Source organism: Aureimonas sp. OT7 (genome assembly GCF_014844055.1).
Taxonomy (GTDB): Bacteria; Pseudomonadota; Alphaproteobacteria; order Rhizobiales; family Rhizobiaceae; genus Aureimonas; species Aureimonas altamirensis_A.
In genome coordinates this window covers 936219-957254 of the sequence record NZ_CP062167.1, presented here as the reverse complement: position 1 = coordinate 957254, position 21036 = coordinate 936219, and the positions used below count along the sequence as shown (strand labels likewise).

20 protein-coding genes, 1 tRNA gene and 1 pseudogene are annotated in these 21036 nt (G+C 62.6%); 17 read left to right on the top strand and 5 right to left on the bottom strand.

Annotation, left to right across the window (positions count from 1 at the left end; all coding sequences use genetic code 11):
• Positions 1 to 64 precede the first annotated feature (64 nt).
• From IGS74_RS04620 to ppa, 4 genes are all read left to right on the top strand, one after another.
• The gene (locus tag IGS74_RS04620) at positions 65 to 880 is read left to right on the top strand and encodes a MetQ/NlpA family ABC transporter substrate-binding protein (protein ID WP_192389736.1); all 816 of its coding nucleotides are present in this window, start codon (positions 65 to 67) and stop codon (positions 878 to 880) included.
• On the top strand, positions 874 to 1929 hold the full coding sequence (locus tag IGS74_RS04615) for a methionine ABC transporter ATP-binding protein (protein ID WP_192389728.1): 1056 nt from the start codon (positions 874 to 876) through the stop codon (positions 1927 to 1929). Before IGS74_RS04620 ends, IGS74_RS04615 begins: the two co-directional genes overlap by 7 nt.
• Positions 1926 to 2585 carry a methionine ABC transporter permease gene (locus IGS74_RS04610; RefSeq protein WP_039188146.1) on the top strand — a complete coding sequence of 220 codons (660 nt, stop codon included), beginning with the start codon at positions 1926 to 1928 and terminating at the stop codon, positions 2583 to 2585. Before IGS74_RS04615 ends, IGS74_RS04610 begins: the two co-directional genes overlap by 4 nt.
• A 91-nt stretch (positions 2586 to 2676) precedes the next feature.
• Complete coding sequence (gene ppa / locus IGS74_RS04605) at positions 2677 to 3213, top strand: inorganic diphosphatase (protein WP_192389726.1); 537 nt, start codon at positions 2677 to 2679, stop codon at positions 3211 to 3213.
• A gap of 5 nt (positions 3214 to 3218) precedes the next feature.
• On the opposite strand, the gene IGS74_RS04600 is transcribed toward ppa, so the two are convergent.
• Positions 3219 to 3782 carry a hypothetical protein gene (locus tag IGS74_RS04600; RefSeq protein WP_192389724.1) on the bottom strand — a complete coding sequence of 188 codons (564 nt, stop codon included), beginning with the start codon at positions 3780 to 3782 and terminating at the stop codon, positions 3219 to 3221.
• 34 nt (positions 3783 to 3816) lie between these two features.
• Positions 3817 to 4113, bottom strand: coding sequence for a YggT family protein (locus tag IGS74_RS04595; RefSeq protein ID WP_039188140.1), 297 nt, complete (start codon positions 4111 to 4113; stop codon positions 3817 to 3819).
• Positions 4114 to 4246: 133 nt separating this feature from the next.
• Here IGS74_RS04595 and IGS74_RS04590 point away from each other — a divergent pair.
• The 3 genes from IGS74_RS04590 to IGS74_RS04580 all read left to right on the top strand — a co-directional run bounded on the left by IGS74_RS04590 (position 4247) and on the right by IGS74_RS04580 (position 6383).
• Positions 4247 to 4322, top strand: a tRNA-Ala gene (locus IGS74_RS04590).
• A gap of 109 nt (positions 4323 to 4431) precedes the next feature.
• Entirely contained in the window at positions 4432 to 5343 is a 912-nt protein-coding gene (locus tag IGS74_RS04585; RefSeq protein ID WP_192389722.1) for a hypothetical protein, read from the top strand.
• 551 nt (positions 5344 to 5894) lie between these two features.
• Positions 5895 to 6383, top strand: a complete 489-nt coding sequence (locus IGS74_RS04580) for a Rha family transcriptional regulator (protein ID WP_192389720.1) — start codon at positions 5895 to 5897, stop codon at positions 6381 to 6383.
• A gap of 66 nt (positions 6384 to 6449) precedes the next feature.
• Here the strand turns inward: IGS74_RS04580 and IGS74_RS04575 are convergent, their stop codons facing one another.
• Complete coding sequence (locus IGS74_RS04575; protein ID WP_192389718.1) at positions 6450 to 7079, bottom strand: hypothetical protein; 630 nt, start codon at positions 7077 to 7079, stop codon at positions 6450 to 6452.
• Between the two features lie 157 nt (positions 7080 to 7236).
• Here IGS74_RS04575 and IGS74_RS04570 point away from each other — a divergent pair, with 157 nt between their 5' ends.
• The 7 genes and pseudogenes from IGS74_RS04570 (at position 7237) to IGS74_RS04540 (ending at position 15975) form a co-directional block, all read left to right on the top strand.
• A complete protein-coding gene (locus IGS74_RS04570) occupies positions 7237 to 7809 on the top strand; it encodes a recombinase family protein (RefSeq protein ID WP_192389716.1) in 573 nt (190 codons plus the stop codon).
• A gap of 315 nt (positions 7810 to 8124) precedes the next feature.
• Complete coding sequence (locus IGS74_RS04565; protein ID WP_192389714.1) at positions 8125 to 8682, top strand: hypothetical protein; 558 nt, start codon at positions 8125 to 8127, stop codon at positions 8680 to 8682.
• A pseudogene (locus IGS74_RS20450) lies at positions 8663 to 8875 on the top strand (helix-turn-helix domain-containing protein); the annotation flags it as partial. The gene IGS74_RS04565 and the pseudogene IGS74_RS20450, both read left to right, overlap by 20 nt.
• 14 nt (positions 8876 to 8889) lie before the next feature.
• Entirely contained in the window at positions 8890 to 9951 is a 1062-nt protein-coding gene (locus tag IGS74_RS20390; RefSeq protein ID WP_281413040.1) for a site-specific integrase, read from the top strand.
• 627 nt (positions 9952 to 10578) lie between these two features.
• Positions 10579 to 14460 carry a hypothetical protein gene (locus IGS74_RS04550; RefSeq protein WP_192389708.1) on the top strand — a complete coding sequence of 1294 codons (3882 nt, stop codon included), beginning with the start codon at positions 10579 to 10581 and terminating at the stop codon, positions 14458 to 14460.
• 55 nt (positions 14461 to 14515) lie between these two features.
• Positions 14516 to 15178, top strand: coding sequence for a ribonuclease H (locus IGS74_RS04545; RefSeq protein ID WP_192389706.1), 663 nt, complete (start codon positions 14516 to 14518; stop codon positions 15176 to 15178).
• Positions 15175 to 15975 carry a ParB N-terminal domain-containing protein gene (locus tag IGS74_RS04540; protein ID WP_192389704.1) on the top strand — a complete coding sequence of 267 codons (801 nt, stop codon included), beginning with the start codon at positions 15175 to 15177 and terminating at the stop codon, positions 15973 to 15975. The genes IGS74_RS04545 and IGS74_RS04540 overlap by 4 nt, the downstream gene beginning before the upstream one ends.
• A gap of 63 nt (positions 15976 to 16038) precedes the next feature.
• Here IGS74_RS04540 and IGS74_RS04535 read toward each other — a convergent pair whose 3' ends face one another.
• Positions 16039 to 17460 carry a tyrosine-type recombinase/integrase gene (locus IGS74_RS04535; protein ID WP_192389702.1) on the bottom strand — a complete coding sequence of 474 codons (1422 nt, stop codon included), beginning with the start codon at positions 17458 to 17460 and terminating at the stop codon, positions 16039 to 16041.
• A 326-nt stretch (positions 17461 to 17786) separates the two neighbouring features.
• Here IGS74_RS04535 and IGS74_RS04530 point away from each other — a divergent pair, with 326 nt between their 5' ends.
• Complete coding sequence (locus tag IGS74_RS04530; RefSeq protein ID WP_192389700.1) at positions 17787 to 18305, top strand: DUF892 family protein; 519 nt, start codon at positions 17787 to 17789, stop codon at positions 18303 to 18305.
• A 66-nt stretch (positions 18306 to 18371) separates the two neighbouring features.
• Here the strand turns inward: IGS74_RS04530 and IGS74_RS04525 are convergent, their stop codons facing one another.
• Positions 18372 to 18617, bottom strand: a complete 246-nt coding sequence (locus IGS74_RS04525) for a hypothetical protein (protein ID WP_192389698.1) — start codon at positions 18615 to 18617, stop codon at positions 18372 to 18374.
• 250 nt (positions 18618 to 18867) lie between these two features.
• Between IGS74_RS04525 and IGS74_RS04520 the strand changes: the two genes are divergently transcribed.
• Positions 18868 to 19674 (top strand): Crp/Fnr family transcriptional regulator, encoded by an 807-nt coding sequence (locus IGS74_RS04520; RefSeq protein ID WP_192389696.1) that lies wholly within the window; start codon positions 18868 to 18870, stop codon positions 19672 to 19674.
• Between the two features lie 144 nt (positions 19675 to 19818).
• Positions 19819 to 20991 carry a zinc-dependent alcohol dehydrogenase gene (locus tag IGS74_RS04515; protein WP_192389694.1) on the top strand — a complete coding sequence of 391 codons (1173 nt, stop codon included), beginning with the start codon at positions 19819 to 19821 and terminating at the stop codon, positions 20989 to 20991.
• Positions 20992 to 21036: the final 45 nt, after the last annotated feature.

Here is a 21036-nt window from a genome sequence, read left to right as displayed (position 1 = left end):
CTGCGGGTGCGCCATCGTCAGATTGGCCCTGCACGCAGACACAACGGCAACCCGGAATATCCAGATGACCACACTGACCCTTACCCGCCGCACCCTATTCGCCACCCTGGCCGCGTTGTCGGTCGCGGCCGCCATGCCACTGTCCACCGCGCAGGCACAGGACACCATCCGCATCGGCGTGATGGCGGGCGAAACCGAAGAAGTGTTCCGGACCGTCGCCGAGGAAGCCGCAAAGCAGGGCCTGACGCTGACGATCGTGCCCTTCTCCGACTATATCCAGCCCAACGAGGCGCTTGCCAATGGCGAGATCGACGCCAATGCCTTTCAGCACGGGCCCTATCTGGAAGCGCAGATCCAGCAGCACGGCTATGCCATCGAGCCGGTCGGCTACACGCTGATCCAGCCCATCGGCCTCTATACCCGGAAGTACGACACCGTTGCCGACATTCCGGACGGCGCGCAGATCGGCATTCCGAACGATCCGTCCAATGGCGGGCGGGCGTTGAAGCTGCTCGAGCATGAGGGCCTGATCAAGCTGCGGGCCGATGCCGGCGTTCTGGCGACGGCCATCGACGTGGAAGAGAACCCGAAGAACATCCGGATTCAGGAGCTGGACGCCGGCATCGTCGGGCGCGCCATCGACGATCTCGACGCCGCCGTCGTCAACACCGACTGGGCCTTCAAGGCCGGCCTGACCGCCGCGGAAGACCGGATCGCCATCGAACCGCTGGAAGACAATCCGTACCGTAACTTCATCGCCGTGCGCAGCGAGGACAAGGACAAGCCCTGGGTAAAGACGCTCGTCTCCTCGTTCCAGAACCAGCCCGTCGCCGATGCACTGGAAACGGTCTACAAGGGCACCACGCTTCCCGCATGGTGAGCGCCGGTCACGCCGACCAGATATCGCACGCGCGGCCGATCCTGCGATTGGCCGGCGTCTCCAAGCGTTTTGGCACCCATGCCGCCATCAGCGATATCGACCTGACGGTCGGCAAGGGCGAGATCGTCGGCATCATCGGTCGTTCCGGTGCCGGGAAATCCACGCTGATCCGCTGCATAAACGGGCTCGAGAAGCCCGATAGCGGCACGGTGGAGGTGGAAGGCCGCGCCATCGAAGGCCTGTCGGAAACGGAATTGCAGCCGGTACGCCGGCGCATCGGCATGATCTTCCAGCACTTCAACCTGCTTGCCAACAAGACGGTCGCCGAGAATATCGCCCTGCCGCTGAAGATCGGCGGTCACAGCCGGACCGCGCGACGGCAGCGCGTCGCCGAACTGCTGGACCTCGTCGGCCTCGCCGGCCGGGAGGGCAGCTACCCGGCGCAGCTTTCCGGAGGGCAGAAGCAGCGTGTCGGTATCGCCCGTGCACTCGCGGCGGATCCGGTGCTGCTTCTGTCGGACGAGGCGACCTCGGCCCTCGACCCGGAAACGACGGAGCAGATCCTGCGGCTTCTGGCCGACATCAACCGCCGCCTGGGCCTGACGATCGCGCTCATCACGCACGAGATGGATGTCATACGCCGCATTGCCGGTCGGGTCGTGGTGCTGGATGGCGGGCGTATCGTCGAACACGGCGAGACATGGCGCGTCTTCGCGGCGCCGACCGCGCCCGAAACCATCGCGCTGCTGTCGTCCGTCATGCCGGAAGCGCCGCTGGGCGATGGCGGGGCGATGCCTGCATTGGCCGAGGGCGAGACGCTTGTACGGCTGGACCTTGGCGGCGAGACTGCGCGCCGGCCCTTCCTGTCGGAGATCGCACTCCGGCATGGCGCCGCGGCGCGCATTCTCGGCGGCGGCGTCGAAGAGGTTCAAGGCCAGCCCGTAGGGCGCCTCTTCATCGGCGTGACGCCGCGCACGGCGGCCGACCTGCCGGCCGTGATCGACACTCTCTCGGCCTATGCCCTGCGGGTCGAGGTGATCGAGCGATGAACCAGGCGCTGTACGACCTGTTCCTGCGGGCGACCTGGGAAACGCTGCTGATGACCGGGGCCTCCGGCGCGGCATCGCTGGTCGTCGGCCTGCCCATCGCTTTGGTGCTGACGCTGACGGCGCGCGGCGGCATCATGCAGAACCGTGGCGTGAACTGGGTGCTGGGGGGCATCGTCAACGCGCTGCGCTCGGTGCCCTTCATCATACTTCTGGTGGCGTTGATCCCCTTTACGCGCTTCGTTGTCGGAACCTCCATCGGGACATGGGCGGCCATCGTACCATTGTCCGTCGCCGCCATTCCCTATTATGCCCGCATGGCCGAAGTTTCGCTGCGGGAGGTGGACCCGAACCTCGTTGAGGCGGCGCGCGCCATGGGCGCGACGCGCTGGACCATCGTCCGCGAGGTGCTGGTGCCCGAGGCCCTGCCCGGCCTAGTCGCCGGCTTCGTGGTCACCCTGGTCACGCTTATCGGCGCGACGGCCATCGCGGGGGCCATCGGCGCCGGCGGGCTGGGCGACCTTGCCATTCGCTATGGCTACCAGAGGTTCGAAACGAACGTCATGGTCGCGGTCGTGCTGGTTCTGGTGGCCATGGTGTGGCTTCTGCAATGGGGCGGCGACCGGCTGGTGGCGCGGCTCGACCACCGCAAGTCGTAGCCGGGCGCGCTGTTGGAGATTTCCCTTCGCCGCGAAATGCGCTAGTGGCCAAGGCCGAGAAGACAGTTTCCAACCTTCAAGGAAGTACCAAATGAAGATCGAGGCGATCCCGCGCGGCAAGAACCCGCCGGACGACATCAACGTCATCATCGAGGTTCCGGTCGGCGGCCAGCCCATCAAGTACGAGATGGACAAGGAGTCGGGCGCGCTCTTCGTCGACCGATTCCTGTATACGCCGATGGTCTATCCCGGAAATTACGGCTTCATGCCGCATACGCTGTCGGACGACGGAGACCCGATCGACGTGGTCGTCTGCAACACGCGCCCGCTGCTGCCGGGCTGCGTCATCGCAGTGCGCCCCATCGGCGTCCTGGTGATGGAAGACAACAAGGGCCAGGACGAGAAGGTTATCGCGGTTCCTTCTGCCGACATGACCCTGCGCTACGAGAAGGTGCGCGAGCACACCGACCTTCCGGAAATCACCCTCAAGCAGATCGAGCACTTCTTCCAGCACTACAAGGATCTGGAGCCCGGCAAATGGGTGAAGATCGGCGAATGGGGCGGGTCGGAGCAGGCACGTCGGCTGATCCTCGAAGCCATCGAGCGCTACGAGACGTCGAAGTCGTAACCGCCTTAACGGAGGGCGGGCATCAGTTCGTCGCGTGTCCGCCCGGTCACGCGGCCGACCGCCTCCAGCGTATCGACGCCACAGCGAAAGCGCGGGGCCACCGCATCGGCGGCCTCGCGCGCCAGTTCCACCGCCGCGCTGTTGGCCGCGACATCCACGAGGGCGGCCAGGCACCCCGGTCCGGCGACGCCGCCGGCCTTCACCACGGCTAAAAGATCGTCCGTGCCGCTGCCCGAGGGCCTGGGGAAGCGATAGCGCACGATGCCGGCCAGCGGACGGCTGCCGGCGATGCGCCATTCCATGGTACGGCCCAGCATATGCGGCAGATGGAACGTCGGCGATCCGTCTTCCGGAACGCCCACCGCGACGCGCCAGCGCCCCGTCTCCTCCTCCGACACGAAGACATCCGTACCCGGCAGGCCGGCGCAGCGCCATGCCGTGTCGGACAGGGTCTCGCATCGGTTCAGGAACAAAGGCGTGGCGGCGGTGGTGATGCTGTCCCGCGCGGGAGGCGCTGCGCCGCCGGCGGCCGTCATGGCAAGAAGCGGAACAAGCAGCCATTGCATCATCGCAAACGCCTCCTACGCGCCCATGCCGATAATGTCACATGCCGAGCAGGACCGGGGCAATGGAATATATGATGAGTTGCTGCAGGAAGAAGATGCCCAGCAGGACGACGAGCGGCGACAGGTCAATGCCGCCGAGATCGGGCAGCACGCGACGGATGGGCCGGTAGATGGGCTCGGTGACGCGATACAGGAACTCGCCGATCATGCCCACGAACTGGTTGCGCGGATTGACGATGTTGAAGGCGAAGAGCCAGGAGAGCACCGCCGACGCGATAATGATCCACCAAAGGATATTCAGGATGAGCAGCACGAGCTGGATGACTGCGAGCATGGGGATGTAAGCCTCGTGAAAACGACGGCTCTCCTGTAGCGCATCGGGGCATGGGTCGGAAAGCACCGCTTCGTGACATCGCGCTTGACAGCCGGCGGGCCGGCGCACTAGAAGCCCACTCGAACAGGTGGACGGGGCTGTAGCTCAGTTGGGAGAGCGCGTCGTTCGCAATGACGAGGTCAGCGGTTCGATCCCGCTCAGCTCCACCAGTTCATTAATATGTTTATTATCACCATAAATCTCATGGACTTAGACGTAAGCTAATTGCCTCTGCGTACCCGCTTGCGTACCCTTTCGATTTTTAGAAGGGCAGAGCCAGTGAGTCTTCTAATCGACATTCAAACTGCCGCGACGGATGGCTCAACTAGTTTATCCACGCTCTTAAGGAAATGCCGCCTCCTTGCATCCCGTTTGGAAAGTGATCCGTTGGAAGAATGGGTCCGATGGGAGTTGGATGGGTATGAGCCCGCCGCTGAGGTGCCGGCCTATCGCAAGGTGGCTCTTTCGTTTCGCGGCACTTTCTCAGGCCCGTTTGGCGCACAGATCAGTAATGCACCACTGCCGCAGTATCTAGTTGCGAAGGCAAGCGGCCAGCCTGATGTAGCTACGCTCTCGTATCGAAGCAGCATAGCGACGATTGAGGGCCTCGTAGAGAAAACTGGAACAGCGTCCATTAACATGGACAACATGATATTGCTGCTGCGCGATACCTTTTATGAGGGATACTCCCTAGTCGCGTTCTCTGCCGAGTTCCCCTACAGCGCACTTGCCGGAATTGAGAGCGCCGTAAGAAATCGTGTATTGGAGTTTGCTATTGCACTGTGGAGAAGTGAGCCGGCGGCCCGTGAAATCAATGTAGGGTCGGTATCGTCTCCAGTTCCGCCGTCCCATGTCACCCAGATTTTTAATGGCGCCATCACGGGGAACACCAACATCGTTGCTCAATCCGACCAATCGAAGCTCATAGCATTGGGCTCTGTGGGTAATATTACAGAGGCTATTGATACGCTCAAAGCCGCTGGACTGGATGGCGACACTGCCGATGGATTTCGCGTGGCTGTGGAATCGGACGGTGCGCTAGTGCAGGACACCAGAAGCTATGGCCCAGCCGTCACCTCATGGCTCGGAACAGCTATTGGCAAGGCAGCGAGCGGGGCTTGGAAGGTTGGCGTCGGCGCGGCGGGCAAGCTTACGGAGGAAGTGTTGCTCCGCTACTATGGGCTCAAGTAGCCTGCTACGTCGCGAAGAATATTGGGGTCCCGTATTTCGGGCACTTACTTCTAGCAGCGGCGAGTTTCCACGCACCTCCGTCCTGCTAGTAGATGGTGCTAAGCAGAAGATTATCTCTCGCTCTGCGAAGGCGATCACCTGTAGGCAACCTCCGCGGCCGGCCCAGGTCCAACCCAGTAGCCGCTCATGAGGGCGAAGACCCCCGCCCCCAACAGGATGGCCGCGCCGGCTTGAGCGAAACGGCTGCGGCGGGGGTCCATCATTAGGTCCCATGCCGTCTTTCCAACGGCTGCCGTAAGCACCCCGACCAGTAGGAACATAAGAGGCCAGGCAATCAGCATTGCGGCATCGTCTAGCAGCCGTGCAAACCACTCCATTCCTCTGACCTCCAGGATGACTGATTGGATGATAGCGGACCGCGACTCGTCGGCTAGCTGCCCCAATGAAATTAGGGTCCCGTACGTGAGACCCTCCCCATGAGAGGGCTGAGGCGACATTCCCTCCGTACGCCCACCCCTTACGCCAAAACAGTCCGGGCAGTGACAAACACAATGCTCAACATCACGCCCGCCCTGCCGGTAGTTCGTGTGCGTGACGGCGAGGTTTACGCCAACTCGCGGGACGTGGCGGACTACTTCGGGAAGCAGCATAAGAATGTGCTGCGGGACATCGCGGCTATTCGGCTCAGAAAAGAGCGCAATGGGGACGACTGGTTCTGTCCCTCCTCCCACACCGTCAAAGTGGGCTTCGGCTACCGGGCCGCTCCCGCCATCGACATGACGAAGGATGGCTTCACGCTCCTCGTTATGGGCTTCACGGGCCGCGACGCGCTGGCCTTCAAGGTGGCCTACATCAACCGCTTCAACGAAATGCAGGACGCTCTCCGCAAGGCCGAGCCCCGGAACCTACCCAAGCCGGAGCCCATGCGGTTCAGCCTTGAGGAAGCCGACTACGCGAGGATTGTGGCGGGCGTGATGCAGGGCATTGGGTCTGCCTTGCTGCGCCAAAGCTTGATGGTGAGCGAGCCGGTGCCCCAATGAAATTAGGGTCCCGTACGTGAGACCCTCCCCATGAGAGGGCTGAGGCGACATTCCCCCCGTACCCCCTCACCGCCTTTCGTACGCGGAGTTCAAGGCTCGTATACCTTCGCGCTCGATCTCTACAATACCGTCAAGCTCTTCTAGAAGCTGTGGCGAAACGAGCCTCTCGGCTTCAATGCTGTGCCAAGCGGCGAGAGAGGCAGAGGCGGACTTGCCTGTTAGCCTATCTATAAGTGCGCCTACAAACCGCAATGACATGCGTTCGTTGGATAGCTGAACGGCACCTAGTTTGAGGTGCCCGTCAACCGCATCGAGGCCATACCGGTTGAAGTGGCTGAAGTGCGCGTCCCGCATCGTGAGTATGCAACGTGCCTCCGATGACGTGAGGAGCAACCCGGCATCAACCGCGCTGCGAAGAATTGCTCTTAAATCGTGACCTAGCTTTTTAAGCTTTTTGTCGCTCCATCCCCTGTCGGAGAGAAAGGCCTTCAGGGTGATCTCCGCAGCCATGGCGATCAGGAAACCAACAGGCTCCATGTGCTCGAACTCGCTGGCTTGGCGGTCAATCACCAGCTTTGCGGCTTTTCTGTACCGATCAGCAATCGCCAGTCTGTAACTCAGAACTTGTGCCAATTTAGACCTCACTCTTACCAGGTGCCCGTAGCCCACGGTTGCCGGGTCGAAAACGAAATGCATTCAAACGTTCCATAGGGCAAGGGCATGTGGACCGTTCCACCCTGCCACCGCATCCGTTCCATTGAAATACCGTGTTGACTTCTGGAACGCTTGGGGCAATATCTCTAAGACCCTATTGGAACGCGGCAGGCTCGCCGCCAGCTTGGAGACCCCTTCAATGTTGATCGGCTACGCCCGCACCTCCACCCTCGAACAAGAAGCCGGCCTTGAGGCTCAGGTCCGCGACCTCGCCGCCCTCGGCTGCAAGAAGGTTTTCTCCGAGCAAGTCTCATCGGTCGGCACACGGCCTGAGCTTGATGCCGCCATTGAGTACGTGCGGGAAGGCGACACGCTGGTTGTCACGAAGCTGGACCGCCTCGCCCGCTCGGTCACGCATATGGGTGAGCTTGTTGCCCGGCTTGAAGCCAAAGGCGTGGCGCTGCGCATCGTGTCCCTTGGTGTCGGAGAAGGTGGTCTCGACACGGCTACGTCCACCGGCAAGCTGATGCTCAACGTGCTCGCCTCTGTCGCTCAGTTCGAACGGGAAATGATGCTGGAGCGGCAACGGGAGGGCATCGCCAAGGCAAAGCTGGCGGGGCTCTACAAGGGCAGGAAGCCCACCGCCCGCGCAAAGGCGGACGAGGTGAGAGCACTGGCGGCCGAAGGGATGAGCATGGGAAGCATTGCCATCAAGGTTGGCATCGGAAAGGGGTCTGTCCATCGCATCCTCAAGGGCGAGGCCATGGAGTAATCACCCGGCGCGGAGGCGAACCCCCTCGCCTTCGCCATCGCTGGCATCAAGGAAGACCACGCCAGCTTCCTCAAGCACGGCCCGCAGGCGCTCAACGGTTGCCGGCTTGAGGGTTTCCCCACGGTCGAACCGTGCGACAGTATCAGGAGACACAGAAGCCAGCGCCGCCAAATCGCGAACGCCGAAGCCCAGCGCGGTACGGGCGAGCCTGCACTGTAGTGGAGACATTTTCGTAACAATCCTACGATTTTTATTGACCGCTTTGGAGACTGGCCGTTATCGTAACTTTGATACGAAAACGCACAGGAGACCAAAATGCGCGAATGGAACCCAGTGTCAACCAATGGCACCCACAAGGCCCGCAATGCTGGCACATATCCTACGCTTGCCGGCCTCGATTATACCCGTAAAGTTCGCCGTGGGGGTGTGCCAGGGTTCGCACCCTACTATGCCCGCGACAAGTTCGGCATTGTACGAAACGCGGAGGGCATCCCGCAGACCCCCGCAGGAATTGCCACGCCGTTGGGGTTCGCCGGCTTGGACGATGAATGCCCCTCAGTCATCGCCGCAGTTCAGGTGGCCTGTGGTCTGGCTGCGACAGCATGGGCTCAGGTGAGCAATTCGGCCGCCTGCGCCGATGGGCGGGACGTGGTGATATGCCTTGTGCAAGGGGCTTGCGACGTTAGCGATTGCAGCCTTTCGGAGACCTTTGCCATCGCTCCTCACGAGGTCAACGCCGCCCAAGTGCGTGTCTCCCGCCGCATCGCGGTGGACATGGCTTTCACCCGCCAGTTCTCCAGAGCGCGGGCCATGATGGCTGCGGGCTGCGCCTACTTCCCATGGTACGCTGGCGATGGTCGCATACCGGCCTGAGCGGGAGCTGAACGTAATGGAACGACCGACGCTCTCCGCCGCTCTCCTCACCCCACAGGACGCGGCCCAATACCTCGCCATTTCCACACGACAGCTACGCGACCTCAGCCGGGCCGGGTGCCTTCGGTACGTCAACATCGGCCTTCGGGACCGCGAGACGCGCCGCTACGCCCGGGAGGATTTAGACGCCTTCATTCAGGAACGAAAATGTCAGTCTTCAAACCGACCGACTCGGCTATCTACGTCTATGACTTCCAGTTTCGCGGACGGCGATATAGCGGCACAACTGGCTGTGCGACTAAGCGAGAGGCGCAAGCAGTCGATGAGGCTCTCAGGCGCGAAGTCCGGCAGCAGGCACTAAGGCCCAAACGCGATATCACTGTCATGGACGCGGCGTCCCGCTTTCATTCGGAGGTCGGGCAGTACCACCGGGTCCCGGCAACCACCCTTCGGCACCTAACGTGGCTTCTAGACCACCTTGGCGAGGATAGCCTCCTCTCCTCCGTAACAGACGCCGAAGTGGCCCGCCTTGTCGGCATCCGCCGCAAGGAAGGCGTGAAGCCTGCCACAGTCAACCGGAGCATGGTGGAGCCGCTGCGGACCCTGATGCGGCGTGCGGTTGACGTGTGGGGCCTTGAGGTCCCCCGCGTGAACTGGAAGAAGCACCGCTTGAAGGAGCCTCAGGAACGTGTCCGGGAGGCGACGGAAGCGGAAGAGGAGGCGTTGCTTAAGGCCCTCCCCGCCGACTACCGCCCGCCTGTCCTGTTTGCTCTGCTTACGGGCTGCCGCCGCGCTGAGATAGTGGGTCTACGCTGGAAGGATGTGAACTTCCCGGCCGCTGAGTTCCGCGTGACGGGCAAAGGCGACAGGTCCCGCACCATCCCGATGACGGATGAGGTGGAGGCGATCCTTCGGTCTCTCGAAGGCAACCACCCCGAGGCGGTCTTCACGTTCCAGGCTCAACGCACCCGCGATGGCCGCGTGAAGGGGCAGCACTATCCCATCACCGTGGATGGTTTCCAGACCGCTTGGAACCGGCATGTCCGGCCAAAGATGAAGGACTTTAGGTTCCACGACACGCGCCACACTGCGGCAACGCGGCTGGTCCGGGCAACGGGAAACCTGCGGATGGTCCAGCGCCTCTTGGGGCACACCAGCGTGACGACCACACAGCGGTACACGCATGTGAGCCATGACGATCTTAGGGCCGGCATGGAGTTGGTAGCGCGAGCGGCAAGACGGCCAGCTGATAGTTGGGCCGCTCTATGAGAAGCGAATATGAGCGGTCGTCCTCTGGGATGAGCGAGTTATCCTCCTCAATGAGGAGATAGGCAGTTCTATGAGCAAGGCAGCGATGCCGGGCAGTTCCCCTCGCGCTAGGACGCGGCTTGCAGTTAGGTACTTCAATGAGCAATCCGGGGCCGCCATTCCGGGCGTGCAGGGGCAAAGTTAGGCTATTCTCTGAGAGACTAGCGAAGTTATCCTTGTCTATGAGCACCACCTTGCAGTTAGGCCGCTCTAAGACAGCCCCGGACCACGGGACAGTCAATTCCCTTCTCTTTGAGAGGAAGCATGAAGTTAGGTAGCTCGATGAGGAGCCGACGCAGTTAGGCGTCTCGATGACAAGCCGCCAAATCCTCCTCCGCCGACTGACAGTTCAATGACAGCGAGTTTCACGCACGCCCTCGTGCGAAGGATACCATCAATGCGGTGCTACTCAATGACCGTACTTGTCGGTACTCCTCGCGCCCTACCTGCCTGCCGCCGTTAAGGCCTCCATCCGTCACCACCATATCCGCCCACGACTAGCCCGCCGCATTCTGTGCGCTCGCGGGTTTTTCGTCATGCCCGCCACCCACCACGGGCAACCACCCAGCCGAACTAGGTGCCAACCCCATGAACCTTGAAGATTTCGAAGCTGTACTGGCCGCCACCCGCCGTGCCCCTGTGACTGCCGATGATCTCGATGCAGACCTTTTGGAACAGGCCTTTCAACTCACCTCATCCCGTCCTCCCGGCGGCGCTACCCCTCTAGACCCCGCGCTCCTTGAGCAAGCGATGCAGGCCGTCTCAGCCAAGGCCGACCCCTCGCCCGCCCCTAAGGAAGAGCCTGCCAAGCCTGAACCGCAAGCCGCCACCCCGTCCACCCCTCCCGCTCGGGACTTCAGCAATGCCGCTGGGGACCTGAGCGAGGAGGAGAAGGCGCACTATGCCGCCGCAGACGATGGCCGCGTAGGCCGCGCAGATGCCGCCGCTGAGGGTCTCCTTGGCGGTGCCGTAAACTCCGTGCTGGAGACCAAGGACTTCCTCTTCGATGAGCCCGAGGACGAAGACAAGTCGCAGATGCGGCAGGACTTCGAGAAGAGCCTTCAGGCAACCAAGGATCAAGGCATCATCGCCGGGGTCTCCGTGTCTATTGGCCAGTTCGCCGCTGGCATGTATGGCCTGGGCAAGCTCACCTCCGCCGCCAAGGCACTCCCATGGTTTGGCAAAGGGCTGAAGGCTGTAGATGCCTCGCTCGATGCCACCCGTGCAGGCCGGGCCGGTGTGGAAGTTGCAAAGGCTGCCACCGTTGGTGCCGTTGCGTTCGATCCCCACGAGGAGCGCCTAGCCAACCTCATCGAGAGTGGCCCCCTGTCCAACCCCGTCACCCGCTACCTCGCGGCCGACCCTACGGACAGCGCAGCGGAAGGCCGGATGAAAGCCGCGCTGGAAAGCATCGGGCTGGACATCGCCATCATCGGGACGCTCGGGGCCGGGCTTAAGGTCTACAAGGCCCTACGCAACGGTGATGCCGAGGGAGCCGCAAGGGCTGCCGCTCAGGGTGAAGCAGAGGCGCGGGCCGCATTGGCAGACGAGCCGATGCCTGCCGGAGCCGGCACGCCCGATGATCCCATTGTGCTGGATGAGGTGGTGGTCCCCAACCAGGCGAGCGATGTGCGAGTGGGCGTGGACCCCGAAGACGCCATCCGGGAGGTGGACTTGGAGGCCGGTGGTCTCGGGGGCACCGAAGCACCCACCTCTCCGCCCGCCAACATGGTGGATGACATTGAGGTCCAGGTTGCGCAGTCCCCCACCGACGCGGCCAACGCTGCCGGAGTGGACCTTCAAGGCACCCCCACGCCTTCCGCACAGCCTGCCATCCGGCTCAGCGATGAGAACACCGAAGAGGTGCTCCGAGGCATGGAGGCAGACGCGGAGGCCATGGCGGCCCACGGCGGATGGTATGAGGCCATCGAGAAGGGCCACACGTTCGGCAAGGGTGAAGGCGTTCCTTACGGGAAGCTCAATCAGGAAGCCGACCTGGACGACTTCATGGCCCGTGTGGTGGACACCGCCGAGGAGCGCATAGACGCCATCAAGGGCGGGGACATCCTGACAGACGCCAAGGTCCAGCGGCTCATCAACCAGCGAGCGCAGCTATTCAATGATGACCCCGCGTCCGTCATTGGCATGCTCCAGCAGTCGGGCAAGATGGCCAGCCGTATGGTTGCCGACATGGAGGCCGGCTACCTCGTCACCTCGCGCATGCTCCAGGACACCTACGCCCTGGCGCAGCGGATCAAGATTGGGGACTTCTCCGAGTTCGGTGGGCGGGAAGCTGCCATTACGGAACTCAAGAAGCGCCTGAGCCTTGCGTCCTCCACCTATGCTGCCTCGCGGTCCATCACGGCCAACGCGGGCCGGGCGGTGCGCAGGATGCGGCGGGAGTTCAAGCTTAACCCTGAGGATGTCTCCAAGCTCCAGAGCATGGATGGCGACCAGTTGGTAGAGGTTATCTCGAATACCAATGGGTCTCCTCAGGGTCTTGCCAAGGCGGCTAACCCCACGTGGTGGGGAAAAGCGGTTGATGGCCTGTCCACCCTCTACATCAACGGCCTTCTCTCCGGGCCAAAGACCCACTTCATCAACGCCGTAACCAACGCCTACATGGTGGGTGCGCGGCCGATGGAGCGCATTCTGGGGTCTGCCTATGGGGCGGCACGAGGGGACGCCGCCAGCAACGCCATCTTCAAGCAGTCCGTGCGGCAGTACACCTACATGGGCACCGCATTCCGGGAAGGCTTCGACCTTGCCAAGAAGGCTTTCCTGCAAGGGGACAGCGTGCTCGCTCCGCAGCGTTCTGAACTGTACCGGGGCGCGGCCGGCAACATGATGCCTCGCTTGGCTTGGAAGCCGTGGGACTCGACCGGCAACGTTCTGCACAATGCCTTGCTTGTGGCGACAGGCCGGCAGTTGCCCACGCGCACGCTGGGCTTCGTGGATGAGCTTGTGAAGCAGACAGTCTACCGTTCCAAAGTCATGGCTCGGGCGCACATGGAGGCGGCTGAACGGGCGGCGGCAAGCGGCCTCAAGGGCGAGGAGGGCCGAGCGTTCATGCGCCAGCACATTGCCGACAAGCTGGCCAATGCCTTTGACGACTTGGGGCGCGGCACCGACCCCGACGCCATCCGCGAAGCAAACATTGCGACGTTCCAACAGGAGCTTTTGCCGAGGACAATAGGCAAATCGCTTCAGTCCCTGGTTCACAACCACCCCGAACTGCGGTTCGTCCTGCCGTTCGTAAAGACACCCGCCAACGTTATCCGTTACGGCTGGAAGATGACCCCGGTGCTCAACCTCGCGCAGGCCGAATACCGGGACATGCTACGTGGGGCGATGGGCCGTGAAGCGCAGGCGCAGGCGGTGGGCCAAATGGCCATGGGCACGCTCTTCATGGGCACAGCGGCCTTCATGGTGTCGCAGGGCAGCATCACGGGAGGCGGGCCAAGAGACTATAAGCTCCGGCAGGAATTAGTGGCGACCGGCTGGCAGCCCTACTCCATAGTTAAGCAGAACGCAGACGGCACCAAGACTTACATCCCGTACAATCGTCTTGACCCCATCGCCATCCCGTTCGGCATGGTGGCGGACCTTCAGGACAGCATAGCGGCTTTGGGTGAGGAAGCCGACGAGCGCACGGTTCTAGGGCATGTAGGGTCTGCTATCGGGGCTCTATCCGTTGCCCTGTCCAAACAGTTTCGAGACAAGACGTTCCTAACTGGCGTCTCCTCGATGCTGGAGGTGCTCGAAGACCCGGAGCGGATTGGCCCGGTGGGCGGCCAGATGGTTGCCAACTTCGTCCCCTTCTCGGCAGGCTTGCGACAGTTCAACCCAGACCCCCATCTCCGAGAGGCGCGGGATGTAGTGGACCGCATCATGAACACCATCCCCGGCATCAGCGAGACGTTGCCGGCGCGGTACGATGCCTTCGGCGATCCTATCGTCACGCGCAAGGGGCTGTGGTCCAGCGACGAGAGCAGCCTTGTGGACAGCGAGATGGTGCGGCTGGGTCTGGAGAACGGTGCGGCCCCGCTGAGGGTTGGCCCCCAGCCCCAGGCCGGCGTAGACCTCCGGGACATCACGATGGAAGACGGGCGGAACGCCTACGAGGTCTACCAGCAGTACAGTGGCCATCTACCCAATGCGCAGCGGTCCCTCAAGCAGGTGGTGGGGAAGATCATGGCCACCGAAGCATACCAGAACGCGCCGGACGGTGACATCAACACCAAAGGTACCAAGCTCAACATCCTGTCCAAGCCATTCACGCAGTATCGCAGGGCCGCCCTTCAGCGGCTCAAAGCGGACCCCGTGGTGCGGCAGGCGTTCATAAAGAGTCGGCTTGAGGTCCGTGATGCCTACCGCGAGATGCGGCGGGAGAAACAGGCAGCCGGCCGGCCGGGCGTCGGGCAGGCATTCGGAGTGGAACTCGGCGGCGTCTTCGGGGCCGGACAGTAGACCACTTCACGACATGAGGCGGGGCGCGAGGCCGCCCCCTCTCCCATCCTAGACCATGACCCATCAGAACGCGGGCAGGTGTCCCGCGAAGGAGAAGCAGATAGATAACAACCAGAAGTTTCCGGCCGGCGTGCCCATCGTACCACCCGGCCCTTTCCTCGTGTCCTTCGACATCCCGGTTCCTGAGGATGAGGCACGGCGACAAATGCCAAAGGCCCTGCGCAAGCGCACGACACGAGGGAAGCCGCAGTCTGACACCTTTACGGTGTACGTGGATGGCTCATCGCTCGACAATCCGGGCCCAGCCGGTTGGGCTGCCATCATCATCGGCGGCAAGGCGAAGCGCGTGGAGAAGGTGGGCGGCGAGGCTTACGCCACCAACAACATGATGGAGCTTCGGGCTAGTATCGAGGCGCTCAAGATACTGCCTGAAGGTGCGAAAGGTATCCTGAGGAGTGATAGCCGTTACATCGTGGATGGCGTGAATGTGCACCGTAAGCTTTGGGAGCAGCGGGGATGGCGGAACTCGACCGGCAAGCCTGTGAAGAATGCCGTGCTTTGGGCCGAACTCTTTGCGCTCGTGGACCTGCGGCCCGCCATCAAGTTTGAATGGGTCCAAGCGCATGGTAACGACCGCGAGAATGCCCACGCGGACCTCCTCGCCAGGACCGAAGCGCAGCGCCAGCGGATGGCTGTATGGAGCCGCGAAGGGGAATGAGCGCCGGGCACGCGGCGGAAGGCTTCGCGCCGGCCGACATTCTGGCAAAGCTTGAGGCGATGGCATCGGGTGAGACCACCTACCAGCCCTTGCCGGACATACTCCCGGTCTCAGCCATCCAACCCCACGCGGACCTCTTCCAGTGTCGGCCGATTAGCGAGGCCCATGCTGGGGAACTGGCGAAGGCGTTGGCAGGGGGGGCGGTCTTCCCCCCTCTCCTCGTCGTACAGGTTGGCAGTGTTGCCGTGCTTGTGGATGGACACCACCGCCTTGCCGCTCACCAGATGGTCGGCCGCGAGGAAGTAGCAGTGCGGTACTTCGCGGGGACCTTGCGGGAGGCCGTGCTGGCGGCGTGCGGGGAGAACTACAAGAGCAAGCTTCCTATGTCTGCCACAGAGCGGGCAGATGCGGCTTGGCGGTATGTCCTACTTGGCGGCTACTCGAAGGCTACCATCGCGCAGAGCACCGGCGTGGCGGAGCGTACGGTTGCCTACATGCGGAGCGCAATGGCTCAACTTGGTGTGGAGGCATTCGCCTATGTCGCTTGGTGGCAAGCAAGGCTCAGGGCGAAGGGTGCCGACCCTGCGGACATGACGGATGACGAGCGGGAGGATTGGCTGGAGTGCACGGCGCAACGCCACGCCGACACCATGGCCCGGACCTTCGCGGGTGGCCTCGCGCGGAACCCGGAGATTGCAGCACGGGCCTTGGCGATCCACTTCGGCCGCAAACTGCCTGCCGTGATGGCTGAGCTTCGGGGGATGGTCTCGGAGGAGGAAGGCGAAGGCGATTACTAGGCCGGCACTATGCAAACACTAGGGGGTGCATTTTGCATAGGCTGAGCACCCACTAGACCCAAATCAGACGCTCCGGGGCGAAAGCTCCGGGGCTTCGCCGGCCTCTTCGACAGGTGGGGTCTCTATGCATTTTTCTTTCGGCAGTCGGACGGCCTCCACGCACTCACGGGCTTGCGCAATCGCGGGACCTGCCGAGTACCGGCCGAGTGTCATTCCTTGCCGTTTATGACCAACCACGGCAGCGATGATGTGCTCGGGCTGCCCTGCCCTTTCGGCTTCCGTGATGAACCAACGGCGGAATGAGTGGAAATTGACGAGCGAGCGGCGCTTGCCTTGGACCACCTGATCAACCCCAACTTCGCGGCGATAGGCGGTGAAGGCGTTGGAGGTCTTGAAGGATCGCTCGCGGAGACTGTTTGCCTTCGGAGCCGGCCACTCCGGGAACAAGTCGTCGTCCGGCTTCCTGCCATCAGTCCTGCGGGCTACGAGGTCAACCAATGCGGAGTGGATCGGAACGGCTCGGGGTGCCGGCTCCCGTTTCTGAGGCTTGAAGAGGAATAGACTGTCCGCGCAGTCCTTGACCTTGAGGTCCACCACCGCGTCCAACCGTGCGCCCGTCAAAGCGCCGATAAGCATCACGTCTCGCAAGGCAGTCGGCGCGGGTCCGGCGAAGAGCTTGACCATCTCCTCCGCCGTGAAAGGGCGCTCGCGCTCATCGTGCTTCGGGGACTGGTTAGGCAGCGATAGGCCGGCCCATACATTTGCCTCCACGTACTCGCGACGGAGTAGCCACTTCCAGTAGGCGGAGAGGCGGTTGATGTATTTCTGAAGCGTGATGTTGCTCAGCCCCGCCGCCACAGACCCCATGTCATCCATGAAGCGCGTTGCGGTCCTTCGGGTGATCGCTTGCAAAGTGGCGGCCACACGGTTCCGGTGGCACCAGTTTTCAAGGTAGCGGATGGCCCGCTCATCATCTGCCCGTGTGCGGCTCTTGACGGTGAGTTGGGCAAGGTAGTCGGAATGGTGATGTGCAATTGGTGTAGCGTTGCCTAGCGCGAGCGCGGTGAACGCCTGGGCATCCCGAAGCCGTGAAGGGTCAACTGCTTCCTCCACCTCGCCTAGAAGAGGGTGATCGACAGTTTGGAATGCGCCGGCAATCTGCTCCGCCCGAATGCTCACCGCGTCGTCTAGGGCTTGCAGGTCTTCATGGGTCTGCGCCCGCCGCCGTTCAGCCGCCATTGCTAGGGCTTCACGAGCGAGCGGGTCTCGGCCGCCTCGCTTCAGGGCGGCATTGATGATGGCCTTTAGTTCGGCCACGACTTGCCACTTCAGCACATTGGCTGCGGCGAGACTGTCCGTTCCTAGTGGACGCTTCAGCTTTGTGCCAAGCTCAGCGTGAAGGGCTCGCGGTACGGCAACCACGACGCGGTATCGACCATCCTTCTTTTCGAGAAAGCTTGTGTCTGTAGACTTTCCGCGTGCCATTCTGGAGCCCTGCGTACCCGATTGCGTACCCGCTTTGAGTACCCGAGACCCCTTGTATTGTCCAGTTTGCAGGCTGGCCGGGCCTCAAGGATAGTCCCCGCTCAGCTCCACCAGTTCTCCCCATGACGACTGACCGCCGACACCCGGGCGAAGCAAGACCGCTGTCAGCTCTGCCGCCGGCCTGCTGGCAATGTGAATGCGGCTCGCACGGCGCTTCGGTCGGGGCTCCAGACTTCACCTGTGAATCGCCGGGAACCTCTATCGGTCGCCGCGCTTTCTTTCGCATGGATCCCGCCATTCGGCGGATCAGGTGAAGGGATCATGAAATGGCTACGGAAAAGACGCTTGCGGACGCGTTCCACGAGACGCTGAAGGATGTCTATTACGCCGAGAAGCAGTCGGTGAAGGCGCTGAAGAAATCGGCCAAGGCTGCCGAGGCTCAGGAACTCAAGGACGCATTCACGAAGCACGGCGAGGAAAGCGCCGAACAGGTCGAACGTCTCGTCCAGGTGTTCGAAATCATCGGCAAGTCACCACGGGCCAAGACCTGCGAGGCGATGCAGGGCATCACCTCCGAGATGGAAGAGGATCTGGAGGATTTTGGCGGAACGGACGCCGCCGACCAGGTGCTCATTGGCTGCGCACAGGCGGTCGAGCATTACGAGATCGCTCGCTACGGCCTTCTCAAGACCTGGGCTGAGAAACTGGGCTACACCGACGCCGTGCCGCTTCTGGAGAAAACGCTCGAGGAAGAGAAGGCAACGGATGCCCTTCTGAGTCAGATCGCCGGAAGCCTGTCATACGGTGAGGCCGAGAAGCCGGCTGCCCGCCGCAAATCGGCCTGACGACAATCAGGCAATCTATGTCACGAGCGGGAGGGGCCACCGGCCCCTCCCGGCGCCTATGTGGACCTATTTGCGGGAAGCCGGCGACAGGGGCGTAATGCCTCCTTCGTCCGGAGCGCGCAGGTCCGCGCCGGCTTCCGTATCGGTATCCGTGGAAGCTGCAGCGGGGTGATGCGCATCATTGTCGGGAGAACCTTCAGTCCTGGCGCCGATGTCGGGCGCGGCCACGAGATTTTCCTTCTCGGCACGGCGGTCCGCCTCGGGCGCATGGCCGAACGAGAAGATGCGATTGAGTAAGCTTCGCTTGGCCATCGGTTTCCATCGATCCTGTCTTGTCGGTCGAGGGCGACGCCGGAACCACTGGACTACGCCGTCCCACCGTTCATATACGACCACCTGACCCGATCGTTCCCGAAACGCCCGGACGCTTCGCGTCCCTCGCGATCGGGATCGGATCTGGCGGGTGGGGCTTGCTCCCGCATCTCGAACGACCGGCATGGGCCGGCCGCGATGATGAAGCGAAGGTCGGGCAGCCACAAAGCCTGTAGGCGGGGAGACGGTCTTGGTTTCAGCAGTCGTCGCAAAGCTCCTTCGTGGAAACACGCTGCCGCAGGCGGATTGCGATCTCCTCCACGCCATCGTCGGCGCGGGTCGCCGCCTGCCGCCCGGCTCCGAGCTCATAAACCAGGGCGATGCGGCCGAGTTCGTGCATATCGTGCTCGAAGGTCTGGCGTATCGTTACAAGCTGTTGCCGAACGGCAAACGGCAGATCATCGGCTACCTCGTGCCGGGCGATTTCTGCGATCTCTACACCTTCGTCCTGGAGCGAATGGACCACAGCATCGCGGCACGGAATGAATGTGTCGTTGTCCGACTGAAGGAAGCGGACATCGCGATGCTGATGGAGAGACCGGCCCTGACTCGGGCCCTTTGGTGGTCATCGCTGGTCGATGAGGCGATCCTGCGGGAGTGGCTGTTGAACATCGGCCGCCGTGAGCCCGACCGCCGGGTGGCGCATATCGTCTGCGAACTGTTCGTTCGCCTGCAGGCGGTCGGCCATGCAAGCGGCAACAGCTTCCAATTGCCCGTGACGCAGTCCGAACTTGCCGATACGGTGGGGCTGACGACGGTGTCGGTCAACCGTGCGCTGCAGACGATGCGCCGCGCCAACCTCATTACCCAAACGGGGCGTGTGATTACGATCCCGGACATTCCCGCGCTAACGGCCTTCGCCGGTTTCGATCCGGCCTATCTCCATTTCAAGGCAGCCGGACAGGGCCTGGAAAATGCCGTACAGCGGCGTCCGCCCACGGTGGCCAGCCCCCTTGAGGCGACCCCTGCCCGCGATCGGAAGCATAAAGCAGTATAACGCAATCAGCCCCCCTATCGCCGGTAATCCGCTCTGGTACGCAATTACCGGGCGTCGAAGCGGAACGCCCCGCGCCCGGCTGCGTAGTTCCTCCAGGCTGTGCCGGCGAATCCCCGGCAGGACGCAACGAAGAGGAAACCTCCCATGAAAGCTTTATGCTGGCACGGAACCAACGACATACGATGCGATACCGTCGACGACCCCAGGATCGAAGATGCGCGCGACGTCGTCATCAAGGTCACGAGTTGCGCCATCTGCGGATCGGACCTGCATCTGATGGACGGGCTGATGCCGGACATGCACAGTGGCGACATTCTGGGCCACGAATTCATGGGCGAGGTGGTCGAAGTCGGCTCGCCGAGCCATCCTCTCCGGAAGGGCGACCGCATCGTCGTGCCCTTCAACATCAACTGCGGCGAATGCCGCATGTGCCGGATGGGCCTCTACTCCTGCTGCCAGCGGTCGAACCGCAACGGTGACAAGGCGGCCGAGATGTTCGGCTACCCGATCGCCGGGCTCTTCGGCTACTCGCACATCCTCGGCGGCTATTCGGGCGGACAGGCCGAATATGTCCGCGTGCCGATGGCCGACTTCGCTCCGATCAAGGTGCCGGAGGGGATGAGCGACGATGATGTCCTTTTCCTGACCGACATTTTCCCGACGGGTTACCAGGGCGCGGAGCAGTGCGACCTGAAAGGCGGCGAGACGGTTGCCGTCTGGGGCTGTGGCCCGGTCGGCTTTTTCGCCATCCAGTCCGCCAGGCTTCTCGGCGCCGAACGGGTCATAGCGATCGAGACGGTGCCGGAACGCATCGAACTCGCGCGGCGGGCCGGAGCGACGCATTTCATCGACTTCGCGAAGGAGGACGTCTACGAGCGGATCCGGGAGATCACCCACGGCGAAGGCGCCGACGCGGTGATCGACTGCGTCGGCATGGAGGCCGACGCCGGCCATGGGCAGGGCGGCATCCTGTCGTCCATCAAGGAGAAGGTTGCACCCGCCGAGCGGGAGTTTGCGCTATCCCAGGCGATCCAGTCGGTGCGCCCCGGCGGTGTGGTGTCGATCCCCGGTGTCTATGGCGGCCCCCTGTCGATCAATATGGGCCAGGTCGTCCAGAAAAGCCTGACCCTCCGGAGCGGACAGACGCACGTCAAACGCTATCTGGAGCCGCTGACGAAGCTGATCCAGGAGGGCAAGGTCGACATGACCTCGCTCATCAGCCACAGGAGCGGCGATCTCGCCGATGGGCCGGACCTCTACAAGGCGTTCAAGGAAAAGCGCGACGGCTGCACCAAAGTCGTCTTCAACCTCGGTTGACCAACGGGGCGCCGGCAACGGCGCCCCTTTCCAGTCCGGCCACCG